The following is a 17,844-nucleotide window of genomic DNA, read 5'->3' as shown; positions in this document are numbered from 1 at the left end:
GGTAAGCTGCAATTTGTTGTCTGTTTATCTACAATACGACGGAGATCAGGAATGTCCAAACGAAAGCAGGATCACCCCGAGTTTTAGGCCAAGGTTGCGTTAGAGGCGCTGAAGGGCGAGGAGACGGTCAGCGAATTGGCCAGTCGGCTTGGGATGCATCCCACCATGATCCACCAATGGAAGCCTGCGCTGCTTGAAGGTGCGTTTGGCGTATTTGAGCGCGGAGGTCGACGAAGAACAGGTCAAAGACCTCCATGCCAGGATCGGAGATTCAGCCCTTGTCCGCCATTGGTCCGAGGATAATGAGCGAATGCCGTCGCCAACGACTTTTGGCCAGAAAGCTCAAACCCTGGACCGGCAAGTGAGGCGCAAGATGGTTGAGCCAAGCGTCACAGCATCTGCGCGCGTTGATCGACAAAGTGATTCTGACCCCCAACGAGACGGGTGAAGAATTGACGGTTGATCTGATTGGCGACCTGACAGGCATTCTGTCGGTTGTAACGACGTCGGAAAGCATCCGCATTGCAGCGGAGCTTTCTAAACTTCAACAAGTGCATCAGGAGCTTAGCGGTAGAACGCGCAAAGCCACCCCGAAGGGGCTTTGGTGTCGTGTTCTACTTTACAAGTATATTGGTTGCGGGAGCCCACAACCAGCGTTGCAGAACTCACCTAAGGTGTCATGTCTGAACCATCTCAGAAATGAGATGCAGGCCTGCATCGCGTCCAAGAATATAGGCTGTTCGCCCAATTGGCCTCCCACCAGATTAGGCGATACAGTACGACCTTTATCTCTATCCAAGTCTGTCTCAGAGGCTTTGCTAGCCGACTTGCGACTTAACTCTGAATTAGTGTTAGTGCCGCAAGGCCAAAATAAATTGGCCTTGCGGGCTTTCACTTAGGCAAACAACAGATCGTCTGCACCGTTGATAACGATCGTAACGGTTTCAGTGTCTGTGGCCCCCTGATCATCCGTCACCGTATAGGTGAAGGTATCGGTCGCTGTTTCGCCGTCATCCAGGTGCTCAAACATCCCATCCGCAGAGTAGTCAAAGGTGCCGTCTCCGTTATCAACAACACTGCCCAATGTGCCCGTGGTGTCGACACTGAAGACAAAAGTATCGCCGTCCACATCGGAAACATCTGCTGTGATTGTCACTTCTGGACTTGGTGTGTTGACGGTCGCCTCGAATGACACACCCTGAACCAAGACATTGTCGGTGGCGCCGTTGACTTCGTAGTCAAACGGACCGGCAGAGACTGTCACATCAACAGTTGTGCCGTTGCTCAGTGCAAGGTCGGTAACCGTGATACTGATCTCATCGACATTCTTGTTGTCGTCGCCAAAGGCGATCCAACCTGGGTTGGTAGTGTCAATGCTGCCACCATCGGAATCCGTAACGACAAAGTCGGTGGGCGGAATAGTGGTTTCGACACCATCGACAAAGATAACGGCAGAGGCTCCCCAACCGGAATTATTTGGGTTCGCCCCAAATACCATACCATTGCCATCGGGCAGGTATTGGTCTGCGATTTGTTGCGGCGTCTTGTTCGCACCACCATCCCGAGGAATTGCAGTAGCCACACCTGTGTCAAAGTTGAACACATAGTGATATCCCATATTGGGAACGATCTGGCTGCCAACACTATCCCCAATCACCACCTGCGAGTCTTCTTCTGAGACGGCAGTGACTGGCTGTGCCACCGGCCCGTCATTGGAGCCGTTGATTGTTATGGTCACCGTCTCGGTAGCGGTGCCGCCATTGCCGTCATCCACCGTGTAGGTGAAGGTATCCGTCGCGCTCTCGCCTGCGCCGAGGCTGTCAAAGGCCCCCGCAGGATCATAGCCAAAGGTGCCATCGCCATTGTCAGTCACAGTGCCCTGGGTGCCGGTGGTATCCACGCTGAAGCTATGACTATCCGAGGCATCCACATCCGTGAAGTCAGCGGCTAGAATGACTTCAGGGCCATCTTCAGCAAGAGTAGCGTTGACTGCAACGGCTACGGGACCGTCATTGGACCCGTTGATTGTTATGGTCACCGTCTCGGTCGCGGTGCCACGATTGCCGTCATCCACCGTGTAGGTGAAGGTATCCGTCGCGCTCTCACCTGCGCCGAGGCTGTCAAAGGCCCCCGCAGGATCATAGCCAAAGGTGCCATCGCCATTGTCAGTCACCGTGCCCTGGGTGCCGGTGGTATCCACGCTGAAGCTATGACTATCCGAGGCATCCACATCCGTGAAGTTCGCAGCGATGGTAATACCGGGGCCATCTTCATCGGCACTGTCTACAACGGCCGCAGCCACCGGCCCGTCATTGGAGCCGTTGATTGTTATGGTCACCGTCTCGGTCGCGGTGCCACCATTGCCGTCATCCACCGTGTAGGTGAAGGTATCCGTCGCGCTCTCGCCTGCGCCGAGGCTGTCAAAGGCCCCCGCAGGATCATAGCCAAAGGTGCCATCGCCATTGTCAGTCACAGTGCCCTGGGTGCCGGTGGTATCCACGCTGAAGCTATGACTATCCGAGGCATCCACATCCGTGAAGTCAGCGGCTAGAATGACTTCAGGGCCATCTTCAGCAAGAGTAGCGTTGACTGCAACGGCTACGGGACCGTCATTTTCGCCTTCGATGGTGATATCGTAGGTTACGGTTGTTGTGCCACCCTGGCCATCACTTAGCACCAGGGTAACTGTTTCCGTCGCGCTCTCCCCCGCCGCAAGAGAGTCATAAGAGGTTCCTGGATCAAAGGTGATTTCCAGTCCGCTGCTCGTTCCCATTGCTGAAGCTTGGCTTGCAGCACCTTGGGAAACAGCTACGGTTCCGCCACCGGTGACGCTGGCACTAGCAACTGAAACCGGGTCACCATCCATGTCATAAACATCGACCTGAAATGAAAATCCGTCATCTTCTGATGTGTCGAGATCGGCGCTGCGCAGCGCTGCCAAGGGACCATTGTTACCCCGAAGGTTCAGAGTGAAATCATCAAATTGCAGGATCTCGAAGCGGTGCAGGAAATCACAGCCGTCTTGCCCCACAACAAAGGTCCAGGGGCCACAGCCATAGACCTGGTAGTCTAAGAGCGAACCGGAAAAAACACCGGTATCCTGTCCGCGACCGCCAAACATCACGTCATTGCCCGCCCCACCTTCGACAGTGTCGTCTCCGGAATCGGACAGGATCCAATCGTTGAAATTGGACCCAACAATGGTGTCGTCCCCCCGATGGGTCCTCACAAAAGCACCGTGACTGCTTTCAGACAGGTCGATATCCTGATCTTTGTTGAGGTGCTTTCTCCAAAACCCGCGCCCGCGATAACCCATAAATCAACTCCCTTTTGAATTCCATAGAACCGGCCTCCCCCTAGATTGTGGCGCGCGCAGAACACTGCCTCAAACCCGAGTGAAATCTGGTAAACCCCAGAAAGAACGATAAAATTTTACGGATTTCCAAACAATCACCCGTTCGGGTGGTTTTTGCGACTGAAGAAATGCTAAATGTTTCGCTACTTCATAGTAGTTTCAAACTTTCCGGTGATTTGTTTCCTGAGAGAGTATTCAAGGAGCCTGGATGTCAGATCAAACTCGAATCATGAGCAGTTTGCAGCTCTTCTGCTATGGCTTTCTCACCACCCCCATAGCAGTCGCGGGGTTTGCGCTCGTCATCTACATCCCGACATTCTATGCGGTGGATTTGGGGCTGGGACTGGCCGCCGTTGGTGCCGTATTCATGTTTGGGCGGGTATTTGATGTCATATCTGACCCGTTGATTGGCTATCTAAGTGATCGGACCCGCAGCCGATATGGGCCACGACTGCCCTGGATGGTTCTGGGTTTACCGGGCTTGGTCCTGTCGGTATGGCTGCTTTTGTCCCCACCAGAGGGCGCAGGCCTTTGGTACCTAATCTGCGTAAGCGCAGCCTTCTTTTTGTTTTTTACAATTGTAGACGTCCCGTATTCATCCGTCGGCTTAGAGGTTTCCCCCAACACAAATGAGCGCACCTATCTGGCTGGCTCCAAAGCCGCATTCCAGGTGGTTGGCGCCCTCATTGCTTCACTCATTCCCATTCTCTTTGCCACCCAAATGGGCGCATCACTTCATGTGCTCGCACTGATCGTTGTCGGGTTTTCAATACCGGCGATCCTTTTGTTTCTGTTCGGTGTTCCCCGAACAGCACAGAACGAAACCCTGCACAACGTGGGACTGTTGGAGGCAAGTCTTTATGCTCTTCGTCATCGGGACTATCGCTTGTTGATTGGAGCTTTCTTCCTTGTTCAAGCTGGCAACGCACTGACCGCGGGCCTCATGGTGTTGTTCATTACCCAGATCGTCGGGCGGCCTGATTTGATTGGGCACTTCTTTTTGTTGCTTTTCGCTTCTACTGCGATCTTTTTACCAGTTTGGATTTGGCTCTCAATAGTCCGGTCCAAGGCCTTTTCATGGGTCTGTGCCATATCAGTTGCCTGCCTGAGCCTTGCCTTCGCCTGCCTTATTGGATCTGGCCAAATTTGGCTAATGGCAGGCCTGAGCATTGTCATTGGTGCTGCCTTTGGCGCCGATGCCACCATGCCCACATCCATGCTGGCCGACCTCGTCTCAAAAGGGGAAAGCGAAGGTCAGCCCAAACGTGCTGCCATGTTGCTGGCGCTGAAAAACGCCGTCTCCAAGCTCACCTTTGTGTTCCCTATGGGCCTCGCCTTTCCGGTTTTGGAATTGGCCGGCCTGGACAAAACCGGCAGCAATTCCCCAATAGCCCTTCTGACGGTGGTCTTCTTTTTTGCGGTCTTGCCAATTCTTCTACGCTTGCTCGCCTTACTTGTCCTGTCCAAGACCATGCGCAGCAAGAAGAATGGAAACGGCATCAACGCATGACACAGGACGCCAACGCTTTTGATGCATTCGACCTTTCTGAGATCCTGACAGAAGAAGCCAGAATGCTTCAGAAACGGTCTTGGAGTTCTGCCAGAATGGTAATGTGGATCATTGCCCTGGCAGCCCTATTGCTTGCATTCGATGGAGCCTACCTTGATGCCGTCATATGGGCGGCGCTTGCTGGCACTATGGTCGCCCTGACATTGATCTACGCCAATGTTGTTTGGCCAAACGAGGTCATGCCCGAACAGACCCAAAGTTATCTTCGAGGCCATGTTTTTGTAACCGCCTTGACTGGATTGGTCTGGGGGGGATTTGCGATTTATCAGACAGATCCCGCGTCAGAGATTAAGACCTTCGTCGCAGGGGTTTTTCTAACCTCCATCACCTCGGGAGGAGGTATGGAAGGAACGGTTTATCGCCCTGGCTACATCGCTCTCGCTGTCACATCCCTACTTCCGTTTGGTACCGCACTGGTTCTGTTTTCCGCAGGGCCGATCCAGGTGTTTGGCCTGTTTATTTTTCTCTATTTTGCATTTTGTTACATCACAAATGAAAAGGTGTCCGACAGAACCCGTCAGGGGATCATTACTGACCTTGGCCGTGATGCAACCCGCCAGATCTATGAAAAGAATGTAGAAATCGAGCGACTGAACGCGGAGAAAACGCGTTTCATGGCCGCCATTAGTCATGACATGAGCCAACCTTTGGTCGCCCAAAAGCACCTTTTAAGAGCCTTGAGCGCTCGGACCAAAGGTCCAGAAAATCAAGACCTGATCACAATGATCGAACAGACAGTTTCCAGTCAACAGCATCTGCTGTCGGCCTTGGTCGACTTTAGTCAGCTCGAAATGTCGGAGACAGATCTCTCTCTTGTTTCGATTGATGTGCCGGCTGTGATTGAACAGCTTGAAGGGGAGTTTTCCGATCGCGCCAAAGACCGTTCTATTTCCATCCAGTTGGACGTAGCAGACGCCAACCTAGCTACAGACCGACATGTTTTGTTGCGGGTGCTTAGAAACCTGTTGTCCAATGCAATCAAGTATTCTTTCGACGGCAGCTCAATCATCCTACAGGTGCAGGCCCAAGAGGGGGAGGTTGTGCTGACAGTTTCGGATGATGGTCCCGGCATCGCTGAAGAGCAACAAGCAAGAGTTCTAGAAGAATACGTGCGCCTTCCAAACGATCAGAACCAGCCTGGATTGGGCTTAGGCCTAGCCATTTCATCTACGCTCGCAGAGTTACTTGGTGGCCGATTAGAGCTTCATTCGAGGCCCGGACATGGCACCAGGGTTTCCCTGATCTTGCCTGAAGGCGCTGAAACTGAACAACAGGGCGCTGCGGATGAGCTACCTTTCATATTGGTCATTGGCAGACACGACGACACAATTCACGACGGCTGGTCCGAGATGTTTTCTACGTGGATGTGGAAATTTGCCCATGCAACCGATGAGGCACGGGCGCGGCTGTTGACATCCACTTTGGGTATTACTCCAGATCTCATCATCTGGGACCCGGAAGAGCCGCTCACATCACAGAGGCCAAGATTAAGCAAGAATGATGCCATACCGGTACTGGTAATTGATCGCTTGAAAACTCATTTTGACGTCGCACCCGCAGATCCCGTGCTCCAAGCCCCGTTCACGCCAGAGCAACTGCGATCAGAAATTGAAAAACTCTCGTTGCAGTAAGTTGGCTCAAATCAGCGCCAGTGTCCTCGCCCTGCTTGCCGCGGCAGTTCTTGTGGTCACTTCCAACTCGCGAAAGATCACCTTTGCATGTGATTTGACAGTGTTTTCGCTGATCACCAATTCATCCGCAATCTCTTGGTTGGACATTCCCCTATCTATCAGTGCCAATATTCGAATTTGCCGTGGGCTTAGCTTGGGTACAACAATCTGGCTGCCCCCCTCTACACCGGAAATTTCTCGGCTTGAGCTTCGTTGCAACGTGCTCGCCGAAATGTCTCCCGCCTTTTGTGCTTCAACGATAGCATTCAACAAAACCTCCGGATCACTCGTCTTATGCAGATAGCAAAAGGCCCCGATCAGCTCGGAATGAGCTTTCTGCTCTCCCCCTTCAGAGGCCGTAAGGATAATGACAGGTGTCTTGATGCCACGTTGCCGAATAGCGGAAATCAAAACCATTCCGTTCATCTCCCGCATGGTCAGATCAGTTACGATAACATCAAACACGACACCCTGATCCAAAGCCAGCAACAGGTCCAGACCGGACGCGTAACAGGTGAAATCGACTGGATGCTCTAAATCTGCTTCCCAGTGTTGAATGCCCGAAAGAAACAGCGGATGGTCGTCAACAAAGGCGATCAGGGCTCTTTTTGCTTCATTCAACGATTTCAAACCTTGTCTCGATTTCCCTCCGTGGCACTAGATAAAGGAAAGATGAAGTTTTCAAGGAAATTCCTGCCATTTTTTCACCCGCCGTCTCCCCAAAGATTGCATCCGCCGCCTCACTTGGAGTGACCTGAGCCCCAAGTTTCCTCCACCTCGTGGAGAGTCCTTGGGTTTGCTTTGATGGGCCTACGCGGTAAGTTTTTCCATCGTTCATTTCTCTGCAAATTCTCTGGGCGTCGTGCTTCCAAGAGCCGAGTGCGATCCTTGGGTGTTGTAGTCCACTTGCCATTTTTTCAGCGTTGATCTGGCTTCTGCCAGTGAGCCGAAGAGCGTTTCGTGTACCACAAATAGCTCCCCCGTTGAACGACCGAGGATGCTATGAATTCTGATTGCGAATGTTTCAAATAACCTCGACAGGATCTCTTCCGATATCCGCAGTATGCTCTCCGAGATCCGGCTGTCGGGGAGATTGAGCTTGTTAGGGAACTGGCTGGTTTGCTGAGTTTGGGGCAAAAAGAAACGGCCTCGAAGCGTTATGCTTCCGGCCGTTCTGTGGACACTGGTTGCGGGAGTAGGATTTGAACCTACGACCTTCAGGTTATGAGAGAGCCTAGGCCAAGTTGCACCGGTTACGCCCCCTCACGCCCACCTACCCTATCTTATTGTTATTGCACATTTTAAATTGACGCGTCGCGCACTCATCTTCTACGGCTTACTCCGTGGTGTGCTTCCAGTTGCTTCCACAGTGCTTCCACGAGAGCTTTCAGGGGTAGGGGAATAGAGATGGTAAAACTCACCAAACGGGCGGTTGATGCGCTGGAGCCAGCGGCCAAGGATTACTTTGTCTGGGACAGCCAGATTGCCGGGTTTGGGCTGCGGGTGATGCCATCCGGGGCCAAAACCTATCAGGCGCAATATCGCAAGGGCGGGCGCACCCGTCGCGTTTCGGTGGGGCGTCATGGCAAGATCACCGTGGAAGAAGCCCGCAAGCTGGCCAAGGAGATCATGGGACAGGTCGCCAAGGGCGAGAACCCCGCAGAGGACATTTCCCAGCACCGCAAAGCCCCCACCGTTGCCGCGCTCTGTGAACGGTTCTTTGAGGCCCACGCCAAAGAACGCTGCAAGCCTTCGACACAAAAGGAATACCGCCGCGCCATTGACCTGTTCATTGTTCCCGCCATCGGCAGTTTCAAAGTGGTCGATGTGGAGCGCCGCGACATTGCCGAGTTGCACCACAGGTTCCGCGACAAGCCCTATCAGGCCAACCGCACCCTGGGCGTGCTGTCCAAAATGTTCAATCTGGCTGAGATCTGGGGGCTGCGCCCGGATGGCTCAAATCCCTGCCGTCATGTTCCGAAATACCGCGAAATCAAGCGCGAGCGCTATCTGAACCAGAATGAGTTGCAACGCCTTGGTCATGTCCTAAGCGAGGTTGAACGCGAAGGCACGGAAACGCCCTTTGTGGTGGCTGCGTTCCGGCTGCTGATCCTGACCGGGTGCCGCCTGGGCGAGATCCAGACTTTGAAGTGGGGTTACATTACCGACACCGGCATGGAATTGCCGGACACCAAGACAGGGGCACGGCGCATCCCCCTGCCCCAACCTGCGCGAGACGTCCTGACCCATTTGCCGCGCACACCCGGCAATCCTTATGTGATTGAAGGCAAACTTGCGGGCCAATACGCCACCGATTTGCAGCATCCCTGGCGACGCATCCGAGCGCGGGCAGGTCTGGCCGGGGTCCGCATCCACGACCTGCGCCACACCTATGCGTCGAATGCCGTATCCTCTGGAATGGCTATTCAGATGGTCGGGCGGTTGCTGGGGCATAGCCAGATCCAAACCACAATGCGCTACGCCCATCTGGCGGATGATCCGGTCCGGCAGGCCGCGGAAGAAAACGCCGCGCGGCTGGGATCTATCGTCGGGGATATGAGGCGACCGAGGCTGCGCGCCGTATAGGATCACGTACCGATACGTAGGGGCTAAGGTTGCCGCTAATCCCGTACGTTACGTATAAGGGTTTCTAGACCCACTCACCGACCGTTACCTATACGTAGGGACCGGCCATTGCCTACGTATAGGTAACATAACCGTAAAAGTGACACATGACCCTTCCATTACTGACCCTTTGGCAGCGCGGCGTTTATCTCAGCAAAGCTGCATTCCACTTTTCTCCTGACGCCGAGAAGGAAGCTTATCAGCGTGTGCATAAAGCGTCCGCCCTAAGCGCTTTGACAAACACACTGCAAGACGCACAAGCCCAAGGAACCGAGACAAACCAAGCAACAATTTCTGGTTTAAACGCCATGTCAAATGTAATGAGTAAACGCTCGGCTTGGTACAGCAGAAGGTACGAAGCCACCTTGAAAGCACTTAAAAGTGGTATACTCGTAGCCTATGGCTTTGAACCGCCCCGCCGGATGGAAAGTCAGCCTTATGAAATCCCCGCAGCCTATTGGGCAGGCCGCGTCCGATGGGACAACGCGACACTCACGGTCAACGGCTTAGAGTTCATAGAAGTTCGTGTGCTAGCAACACAAGTACGTGACAGGCTTGTCGGAATCAGCCACGAGACCACCACGGATCTGCAACGGGGCCGCCCATCAATCAAAGCAGATGTGGAAGAAGCCTTCGCAACTCTCTTGCAAAAGGGCTTGATAGACATTTCCAAGTCAGCCAAATCCCACTTCCCCCTCGTTCGACAGTGCCTCCAGACAATCCAACCTGGAGCAAGCTACAGCGACACTAAACCTGGGGACGAAGGTATCCGTACATATTTTTCTCCTCTTTTCAATGAGTTGAAGAAAACCAATAAACAGTAAATTGCTGGGGATTTTACTGCTGTTTTTACTGGTTTCTAATTGAGCGAAGACAAGAGCATCAAACCAACAAACAGGAGTTGACGATGCTCAACAAGACACCAGCTAACGCAAACAACGCCCCCGCCCAGGATTATCTGGACGGCTTCATTGACGAACGCATGGCCGCAGACTTCCTGTGCCAAAGCGTCCGCACCATCCAGAAATGGCGCGTCACCGGATACGGCCCCAAGTTCTACAAATCAGGCCGCTCTGTACGCTATCGCCGCCGCGATCTTCTGGCCTGGGGCGAAACACGCCGCCACGGCAGCACCAGCAGCTACAACGCCGCATGAGTTTTGCCCGCGTTGGGCTTGGCAGCACCGCGCGGGATTTTGGGGCCGGATGGCTTCACCAAGGCGCGGGGTCAAATGGCATCCCGCGCCTTTCTCACATCTAAAATCACACAATCAATTCAGGAGACATAACATGTCCAATCTTCCCGCCCATAAGATCAAACTGGGCCTGACCACCGCCACAATCTGGAAAAATGACGGGTCATACTCCGTCGATATTACCCGCGCTTACAAAACCGCAGATGGCGAGTGGAAAAACACGTCCGGGTTCTTCCATTCTGACCTGCTGAATATCGCCAAATGCGCGGAACGCGCAGAAATCTGGATCAGCAGACAGTTGAGCGCCCAGCACTAACACCCAAGCCGGGCACCGCCCGGCCCCAAAACACAAGCTGCCCCGCCGGAGGCACCATTACCGGCGGGGCACACCCAATAAACACTCCCCAAACCGCAGCGCTAAGACGGCGAAATAAAGGGGGGTCTTGTAACACCCCCCTCCACGAATACGAAAGCGAAGGTCAGCGTAAATGGAAGCGGATATCCTGCATTCTGGCTTTGATGGGCTGAAATTCACCGTGGAAACCGATATTCCGCCTGCACTGCGTGAAGCCCTGGCAGAGGCTAAGGCCCTGGCAATCAAAACCAATGCCGAGACTGTTGTAGAATTCGGTTCTGTAGCTCTCTCAGTGCGCCGCACAGGCGGTTCCGCCTTTTCCGCCCATACTGGCGAATACGGAGCTGAATGGTACTTTCTCGACCCGGAAAACCGCGCTGCGAACAATCCTGGCATTACCGTAGACTTTCGGGCGTTCTTACTGGCCACTGGTGGCCTGGGCGCCGCAGAGGAACACTTTCGGACCTGCATGAATGCGTTTGGCATCCGCTATGCCGACCACCTGTTGCGCGTAACCCGCGTGGACTACGCCATCGACTTTCTCGCCCCCTGGTTTGAACCAGACCGCGAGGCGCTGGTGGTGCCACCCGGCACCCGCGTGCAGGAATATACCGGGGTCGATGAGACCGAGACCCACGCCACAGGCGCACGCGTCACCGGGCTGCGCGCCGGGGCCGTCGCCAACCGGCAATTGGCGATCTATGACAAACGACAAGAGGTCATGCAAAAGGGCAAGCTGGGCTGGCTCACCATCTGGAACGACGCCCGCGCCCAACTGAACCGCCCGCCCCTGGATCTGTCCGACCGACTGGCAAGCCAAGTCTGGCGCATTGAGCTACGCATGGGGTCCAAGCAACTGCGCAACCGCTGGGAAATGCGAAGCTGGCAGGATCTGCGCGATATGGTAGGCGACGCCTACACCGAGTTCTGCGAAAAGATCCGCTACACCTGCCCCACAACCGACAGCAACCGCGCCCGCTGGCCCACACATGACCTTTGGCACGCTGTCGCCAGCGTCATTGTCAATGATCTGCACGAAAACTGTTCTGGCGTCCTGCCGAGCGAAGTGATCGAAACCAACCGCGCCGAACACATGCGCATGCTGGACCGGCAAATCCTTGGGCTGTTCGTATCACGGGCTACCGCCTCAGAAGTTCAACCAGCCGAATTCCAAGACTTCCTAGATAGCCATATCGAAACACTGAAACGGCTATCAGGGGAACACCCCACGCCCCTGCCAGAACGCCTCAGAAAGGCAGCCACGCGGTATCGGTTTAAGTAATACAGGGCGGGAACCAGACTTTCGCTGCGCACCGCTCGAACGGCAGCTATGCGCAAGAAGTGAACTTCACAACGTCAAATGAGTAGCCCTTAGCAGATATTTCTTACAGACCATCATGACGGGTTGAAGTTTCCCCGAAAGCGAAAATTGACAGGAAAGTATAGAAATATGGAAGGCAAAGGGATCGTTCGTAGACAAAGCATCTAGAACGTTCTTTGCGGGTGAAACGAAGGCATGGCCTCGGACAAAGCGAAAGCGACGCAACCAAATTTTCGCCTGGGCACTATCTGGCGCTTCATAGGCGAAGGTAGCTTTGTCAAATTCGCCAACATCGCTTGGCCCTTCATCCGCATAATTTTATCAACACAAATTGAGCTAAGCATCAGAATATCGACGCTTTTGCCATCGATTTGGTCCGCATATATATCCATCCTTTTAGACCGCATGCTCTACTTGCAGCTTTTGGGATAGGCTCTAGTGTTCAGGCGCGGGCTTGGAAGATAATGGATTTTGTTCTCGCATTGACCTTCATGTGCCCGTGATTAGGCTGATCTGCGTGACACATTGCGCACAGGATCTCTAAGTTCGAGGCTCGATTATCCGTAACCACACCATTGCGATGGTGGCAATGTAGCGCCCATGATGCATGCTTGAGGTCAACATTGCATTTCTCACAGCGCCACTTTGACTGTGCTCTTTTCCTGTGAGAGATTTCTGCCCATTGGGGAACATAGGTGTTGAGTTCGGCTTCGCTGGCCTTGCGAGACGGTTTTTGATGGAAGTATGTTGAGTAGGATAGAAAGAAGTCAGAAATATCAAAAGTTTGAAAAATATCGCGCTTAGTCATTTTTTGACCTTGCTCATATGCCTCTCGATTTCCAGGGTTCTCGTACCCGAGCCAATCAAGTGCTTTCAAGCAGTTCTTGCAGACCTTCAATTCGGCCTTTGTCTCACCTCTTTCCCCTGTGTCCGGGTCTTTCCAATCCACAGGGAAAACACCGTCGTTGCCGCTGATGACAACATAGCGTTCAAACCGTCCCTTTTGCCTCATGGACTCCAACGTACTGCATTCGGCGACATGGAATTTTCGTGACTTTTCAGGTTCGTTTTCCAGCACCCATTGGGATGATCCTGTATCTTTGATGTAGAGGAGGACTTGTTCTCCTTTATAGGATAGCAAACCGCCGGTTGAAGTTTCCAGATCGTCCAGTTCGATGACGATCCCTGTCTCCAACTCGGCCAAAATGAGCTCGCGCGGGGACAGGCTTTCCGCTTTGAGTTCCCATTTTGAGACAGGTGCATTCATGCGCTGCCTTTGGGCTGCGAGAGCTGGGAATGAAACGGAAAGCTTCATTCGACCTGCTCTAAAATGCGGATGATTTCGGTTCTTGCTATCGAACGAACGCGAAATTCTACACGGCGCGAGCGCACGGGATCCTCAACGCCCTTGTCGTCAAAAACCAATCGGCTGGATGAGAGGCCATTGGCCGTCAGCAATGGGCGCACCCATTCCATTTGGCTCTGCGTTTCCTGTAGACTCAGACATTTGAGGAGCACCTCACGGGTCCGTTCCTGTGAGAGCCCCATGTTGCCAATGTAAGCATCGATATCGTTCGATTTTGACGTCCATTCCGAAGATGTGTGTCCCTCAATGCGGATTTCTTCGATGGAGGATTTGAAGGGGTGAAGAACCCTGAGATATCTAGGAAAGAAGTCCTCGATAATGCTTTCAAACTGGCGTGTTAAGCGCGCTTCGCTGCGCGCAAAGAGAACTTTTGGAGAGCGAAATCTGACGGTTAGACTTTCGCGATCCAGTTCAGCATCCCACGCGTCAAGGTCGCCTGAAAACTCCTCCCAAAGCGCGTCGTAAATCAGCGTCTCGTTTTGTATGAACGTTTGAGCGATCTGCGTGATCTGCTCGTTCTTCTCAGATACCTCTTCGACGATCTCGGTGATCTCTTCGTTTATCGCAGTGATCTCCGCGTTCTTTTCTGCAACGGGGCGAATGTAGGCGATGGCAATGAATAGAAAAATTACCATCAGCCCGGCCATCAAGTCGGAGACGGACATCCATTCATTTCCGTCATCACCTTGGCGTTTTTGAAATAGGGCCGCCATGATCAGACGCTACCGCCGTTTGCGACAAGCTTTTGGAGCTTTTGCGTCAGCGGCGTGTAGTCGTCGACCAATTTCTCGGACACGGACGCCAAGTTTTGCCCGAGCAACTCGATTGCGCGTGTTAGTTCATCTTGCATACTTTTGTCGAAGTTCTCGAAATTCTCATTGAGTTTCTCAGTGCTTTGCGCCCAAGATTCATTGATCGATGTCTGTGCCTTTTCAGAGGCTTGTGAAATCAGATCCTCATGCTTCTGGAACTCGTTGATTGCTTGGTCCGTCAGGCGCGACATAGTTTTCTCCAATTCGGTGGAGAAGCTTTGTTGCGCGTCGGAAGATTGATCAATGAGCTTTGTGTGGGACTGTCGCAGTACCTCGTAGGAAGCTTTACTCTCCTTGACGCTTTCACGCATCGCCGCGACATTCTCCGTTGCGCTTTCCGAGAACTGAGATGTGACGGTCTTTAGGTTTTCTTCGATAAAAGGGAACGCCTCAATCGCGCGGTCACGCAATCCTGCCAGCGCTTCGAGATGCGTGTCGAGGCTCGACAATTGTCCTTCAAGCCCGGCCAAGACGGGTTCAAGAGGCGCAAGCGCTTCGGGAACTTTTTCAGTGTGTTCCGTAATTTTCCCCATAGCTGTCTCGGTCGCTTCCATTGATGCTGTGACCACATCAATCCGCTCCTCGTATTTGGTGACGTGGTCTTTGTACTTCTCCTGCCAATCAACGAGCGCGGCAACGGCGCTGTTTAGCTCTTTGAAGTTCTCACCGAACTGTTCGGTGAGGTTGTCATTGAAATCCTTGATGACAGTTTCCAATGCTTCAATAATGGCCTTTTGGTTGTTTTCGACCATGTGCTCAGCGAAGCTCTTAAATTCCGAGATGAGTTCGTTCTGGCCGTCTTGGAGAGTGGTGCGCATCTTTTGAACTTGAGTTAGCAGACTGCTGTCACCATCAGACGAGATGGCATTGCAAAGTGCAGTGAGCTGCTCTTCGGATTTCGTCTGCGAGGCGTCGGCCTTGTCTCGAATTTCGGTCAAGACGGCGTGAATGTCGTCGGCCCCAATGTCATCGCTTTGCTGACGCGCAGGTATGATTGCGACTACAAGCCTAAACAGAATGGAGCCCGCCAAACCCACGATACTTGTCGCGAAGGCGATTTTCAGTCCCTCAAGTAGACCTTCGACACTTTGATCGATGTCACTAATGTCGAAATCCAAAAGACCGATTAGAATACCCGTAAATGTACCCAGTACGCCGATTGCTGAAAGGGTATTCGGTGTGAGGCGGACAATCGCGGCAGTCATAGTCCAAGTACGAAATGTACCGACTAATAGGAAAAGAAACGCAACGGTGAACCACGCAATTAAAATGGTGACAAATAGCGATGCGGTGCTGTCTTCTTGGATGCCCTCAAAGATTCTAAATAAAGTGTTTTCCATACCCGTCGCCCAAATCCATTTGATCAATGTCAGTACTTGAAACGCATGATGGGTGAAGGATCAATAGGACAACACAAGAATACGTGATGCATCTACCTGCACCTTGCCGTCATTCGTGCGATTCGCAGCGAATTTTCGATTTCCCACCCCCACTTGCATAGAAGCATGTCCGCTCTGCGGCTGGGAGCGGCCCTTAGGCTCGTTTCGCTCGAAAGGCTGCAATGGGCCGGTTTTTCATTTTTCTTTGCTTTCACCATTCTTTCGCGCATCAAATTTTTCCAAAACATGTATGCGGCCTTTTTGGCGAGCATCGGCAAGCCAAAGCTTCTTACGGATGCCAGCGACCTCAAGATTACTGTATTTACCACCTGAGAACTTTGGCCAGTCGATAGCTAGGCCTTGTTTAACTAGTTCCTCGGATAGATCACGACCATCGGGCAGGAAGCACTTTGCAACTGTACGGCCATATTCATCTTCATCAGTGATCTCCGCGCGTATACGATGGCCCTTACACAGATGCACCATGGCCCACTTGGCCTTCTTGCCGTAGGGATGATGCAGTTCCGGTGCGTCTATTCCGTAAAGCCGTACTTGGGTCTTTTGGATCGTAATTGTGTCACCGTCTGTAACGTAAGCTCGCCCTTCTAGTACGCGTGGCAGTGTAACTGAGTGCGAGGTCGTTGCATCGAACGCATCGACCCTTTTGGGCGCACTAGACTGCGGCGTTTTTGGTTGCGCCGAAGAAGCGGCAATACTGCGGCCTGCCTTATAGGCAAGCGTTTCTCTAACCGGTTTCTTGTGTGGCTTAGCCCGAGGTCGATAGCTCGGCTTAAAAAAAGCTCTAAAAAGAAATCTCAACATCTCTAAATTGTATGAAGTAGCACCACTGAAAGCAAACGGATTACAGGAGAGTGCAGGGACACTACGACCCGCTTTGTCCTTCTGCTAGTTTTTGCGTTGCGATCGCCTTTCCTGGCGCTGCGGAAGTGTTACGAAATTGCTACAGCTCCAAACGCTCCTATTGCTTCCACAGTGCTTCCAACGTGTTTAGCGCAACGCAGATAACCCCGCCAAGGCGGGGTGTAAGGTATTGATATTATTTTAGATTACTGGTTGCGGGAGTAGGATTTGAACCTACGACCTTCAGGTTATGAGCCTGACGAGCTACCGGGCTGCTCCATCCCGCGACACTTTATTTGGGCTACCGCGCGGAGCGCTATTTGAGCCCGTTTGTCCTCTTGCCCGTTGGGCTACTTGAGGACAATTGCAGTATTGCCGGTAGCAATTCTGCGTGTCCCCTTCAGGGCGATTTGATCTGAAGGGTATTCTTAATGTTATCGTTTTGAGATTTTGGATTTTACTAGGTTTGGCAGTGACCTACTCTCCCACGACTTAAGCCGCAGTACCATTGGCGCAAAGGCACTTAACTTCCGGGTTCGGGATGGGACCGGGTGTTTTGCTCTCGCTATCGCCACCAAACCAAGAAAAATCCAAGTCCGACCCTCTTGGCTCCGCCAAGAGGTCGCGCGGCAGGCAGGGTATTTGCTTTAGCAAATGCCCGTTGCCGCACGTCAGTAATGTCACCGAATGTTTCGGTTTTCACAGCTGATATCGGAAGAAACAATCAACATTAAGTCTTTGTCATGTGGTGCTTATTTGGTTCTTGGCTGTCTATTACTAGATCAGATCAAGCCAATCGGGCGATTAGTACCAGTCAACTGAACGTGTTACCACGCTTACATCTCTGGCCTATTGACGAGGTGGTCTACCTCGGCCCTCAGGGATACCTTGTTTTGAGGGGGGCTTCCCGCTTAGATGCCTTCAGCGGTTATCCTGTCCGAACATAGCTACCCAGCACTGCCGTTGGCACGACAACTGGTCCACCAGTGGTTCGTTCACCCCGGTCCTCTCGTACTAGGGGCAACTCCTCTCAAGTATCCTACACCCACGGCAGATAGGGACCGAACTGTCTCACGACGTTCTAAACCCAGCTCACGTACCTCTTTAAACGGCGAACAGCCGTACCCTTGGGACCTGCTCCAGCCCCAGGATGAGATGAGCCGACATCGAGGTGCCAAACACTGCCGTCGATATGGACTCTTGGGCAGTATCAGCCTGTTATCCCCGGCGTACCTTTTATCCGTTGAGCGATGGCCCTTCCACTCGGGACCACCGGATCACTATGGCCGACTTTCGTCTCTGCTCGACTTGTCAGTCTCGCAGTCAGGCTGGCTT

The 17,844-nt window shown here is 52.9% G+C and carries 14 protein-coding genes, 1 tRNA gene and 2 rRNA genes; 7 read left to right on the top strand and 10 right to left on the bottom strand.

The features are described from left to right. Positions 1 to 895 precede the first annotated feature (895 nt). A complete protein-coding gene (locus ED661_RS04660) occupies positions 896 to 3,316 on the bottom strand; it encodes a VCBS domain-containing protein (RefSeq protein WP_122072787.1) in 2,421 nt (806 codons plus the stop codon). 247 nt (positions 3,317 to 3,563) lie between these two features. Between ED661_RS04660 and ED661_RS04655 the strand changes: the two genes are divergently transcribed. Together ED661_RS04655 and ED661_RS04650 are read left to right on the top strand one after the other, a co-directional pair. Further along, positions 3,564 to 4,865, top strand: a complete 1,302-nt coding sequence (locus tag ED661_RS04655; protein WP_122072786.1) for an MFS transporter — start codon at positions 3,564 to 3,566, stop codon at positions 4,863 to 4,865. Next, on the top strand, positions 4,862 to 6,556 hold the full coding sequence (locus tag ED661_RS04650; RefSeq protein ID WP_122072785.1) for a HAMP domain-containing sensor histidine kinase: 1,695 nt from the start codon (positions 4,862 to 4,864) through the stop codon (positions 6,554 to 6,556). The genes ED661_RS04655 and ED661_RS04650 overlap by 4 nt, the downstream gene beginning before the upstream one ends. Positions 6,557 to 6,562: 6 nt before the next feature. Here the strand turns inward: ED661_RS04650 and ED661_RS04645 are convergent, their stop codons facing one another. Both ED661_RS04645 and ED661_RS22380 read right to left on the bottom strand, forming a co-directional pair. Beyond that, the gene (locus ED661_RS04645; protein WP_122072784.1) at positions 6,563 to 7,225 is read right to left on the bottom strand and encodes a response regulator transcription factor; all 663 of its coding nucleotides are present in this window, start codon (positions 7,223 to 7,225) and stop codon (positions 6,563 to 6,565) included. Positions 7,226 to 7,429: 204 nt separating this feature from the next. Then, positions 7,430 to 7,564 carry an integrase core domain-containing protein gene (locus ED661_RS22380; RefSeq protein WP_371412411.1) on the bottom strand — a complete coding sequence of 45 codons (135 nt, stop codon included), beginning with the start codon at positions 7,562 to 7,564 and terminating at the stop codon, positions 7,430 to 7,432. Positions 7,565 to 8,002: 438 nt separating this feature from the next. Here ED661_RS22380 and ED661_RS04635 point away from each other — a divergent pair, with 438 nt between their 5' ends. From ED661_RS04635 to ED661_RS04615, 5 genes are all read left to right on the top strand, one after another. Next, positions 8,003 to 9,181 (top strand): site-specific integrase, encoded by a 1,179-nt coding sequence (locus ED661_RS04635; protein WP_122072782.1) that lies wholly within the window; start codon positions 8,003 to 8,005, stop codon positions 9,179 to 9,181. A gap of 146 nt (positions 9,182 to 9,327) precedes the next feature. Beyond that, positions 9,328 to 10,044, top strand: a complete 717-nt coding sequence (locus ED661_RS04630) for a hypothetical protein (RefSeq protein WP_122072781.1) — start codon at positions 9,328 to 9,330, stop codon at positions 10,042 to 10,044. A gap of 83 nt (positions 10,045 to 10,127) precedes the next feature. Beyond that, positions 10,128 to 10,376 carry an AlpA family transcriptional regulator gene (locus ED661_RS04625; protein ID WP_254054769.1) on the top strand — a complete coding sequence of 83 codons (249 nt, stop codon included), beginning with the start codon at positions 10,128 to 10,130 and terminating at the stop codon, positions 10,374 to 10,376. Between the two features lie 133 nt (positions 10,377 to 10,509). Then, positions 10,510 to 10,731 carry a hypothetical protein gene (locus tag ED661_RS04620; RefSeq protein WP_014878825.1) on the top strand — a complete coding sequence of 74 codons (222 nt, stop codon included), beginning with the start codon at positions 10,510 to 10,512 and terminating at the stop codon, positions 10,729 to 10,731. A 172-nt stretch (positions 10,732 to 10,903) separates the two neighbouring features. Next, entirely contained in the window at positions 10,904 to 12,052 is a 1,149-nt protein-coding gene (locus ED661_RS04615) for a hypothetical protein (protein WP_122072780.1), read from the top strand. A gap of 481 nt (positions 12,053 to 12,533) precedes the next feature. On the opposite strand, the gene ED661_RS04605 is transcribed toward ED661_RS04615, so the two are convergent. From ED661_RS04605 to ED661_RS04575, 7 genes are all read right to left on the bottom strand, one after another. Continuing rightward, positions 12,534 to 13,406 (bottom strand): HNH endonuclease signature motif containing protein, encoded by an 873-nt coding sequence (locus ED661_RS04605; protein ID WP_122072778.1) that lies wholly within the window; start codon positions 13,404 to 13,406, stop codon positions 12,534 to 12,536. Continuing rightward, positions 13,403 to 14,170, bottom strand: coding sequence for an OmpA family protein (locus ED661_RS04600; protein ID WP_122072777.1), 768 nt, complete (start codon positions 14,168 to 14,170; stop codon positions 13,403 to 13,405). Before ED661_RS04600 ends, ED661_RS04605 begins: the two co-directional genes overlap by 4 nt. A 2-nt stretch (positions 14,171 to 14,172) precedes the next feature. Next, positions 14,173 to 15,609: a hypothetical protein gene (locus ED661_RS04595; protein ID WP_122072776.1), complete on the bottom strand. Its 1,437-nt coding sequence runs from the start codon at positions 15,607 to 15,609 to the stop codon at positions 14,173 to 14,175. Positions 15,610 to 15,843: 234 nt separating this feature from the next. Next, positions 15,844 to 16,470: a thermonuclease family protein gene (locus ED661_RS22160; RefSeq protein ID WP_254054768.1), complete on the bottom strand. Its 627-nt coding sequence runs from the start codon at positions 16,468 to 16,470 to the stop codon at positions 15,844 to 15,846. A gap of 249 nt (positions 16,471 to 16,719) precedes the next feature. Continuing rightward, a tRNA-Met gene (locus ED661_RS04585) sits at positions 16,720 to 16,796 on the bottom strand. A gap of 177 nt (positions 16,797 to 16,973) precedes the next feature. After that, a 5S ribosomal RNA gene (gene rrf / locus ED661_RS04580) occupies positions 16,974 to 17,088 on the bottom strand. A 204-nt stretch (positions 17,089 to 17,292) separates the two neighbouring features. Beyond that, positions 17,293 to 17,844 (bottom strand): 23S ribosomal RNA (locus tag ED661_RS04575); the annotation flags it as partial.

Origin of the sequence: Pseudophaeobacter sp. EL27 (assembly GCF_900313025.1) — a bacterium.
Classification (GTDB): domain Bacteria; phylum Pseudomonadota; class Alphaproteobacteria; order Rhodobacterales; family Rhodobacteraceae; genus Pseudophaeobacter.
This window is presented reverse-complemented; position numbering and strand designations above follow the sequence as displayed.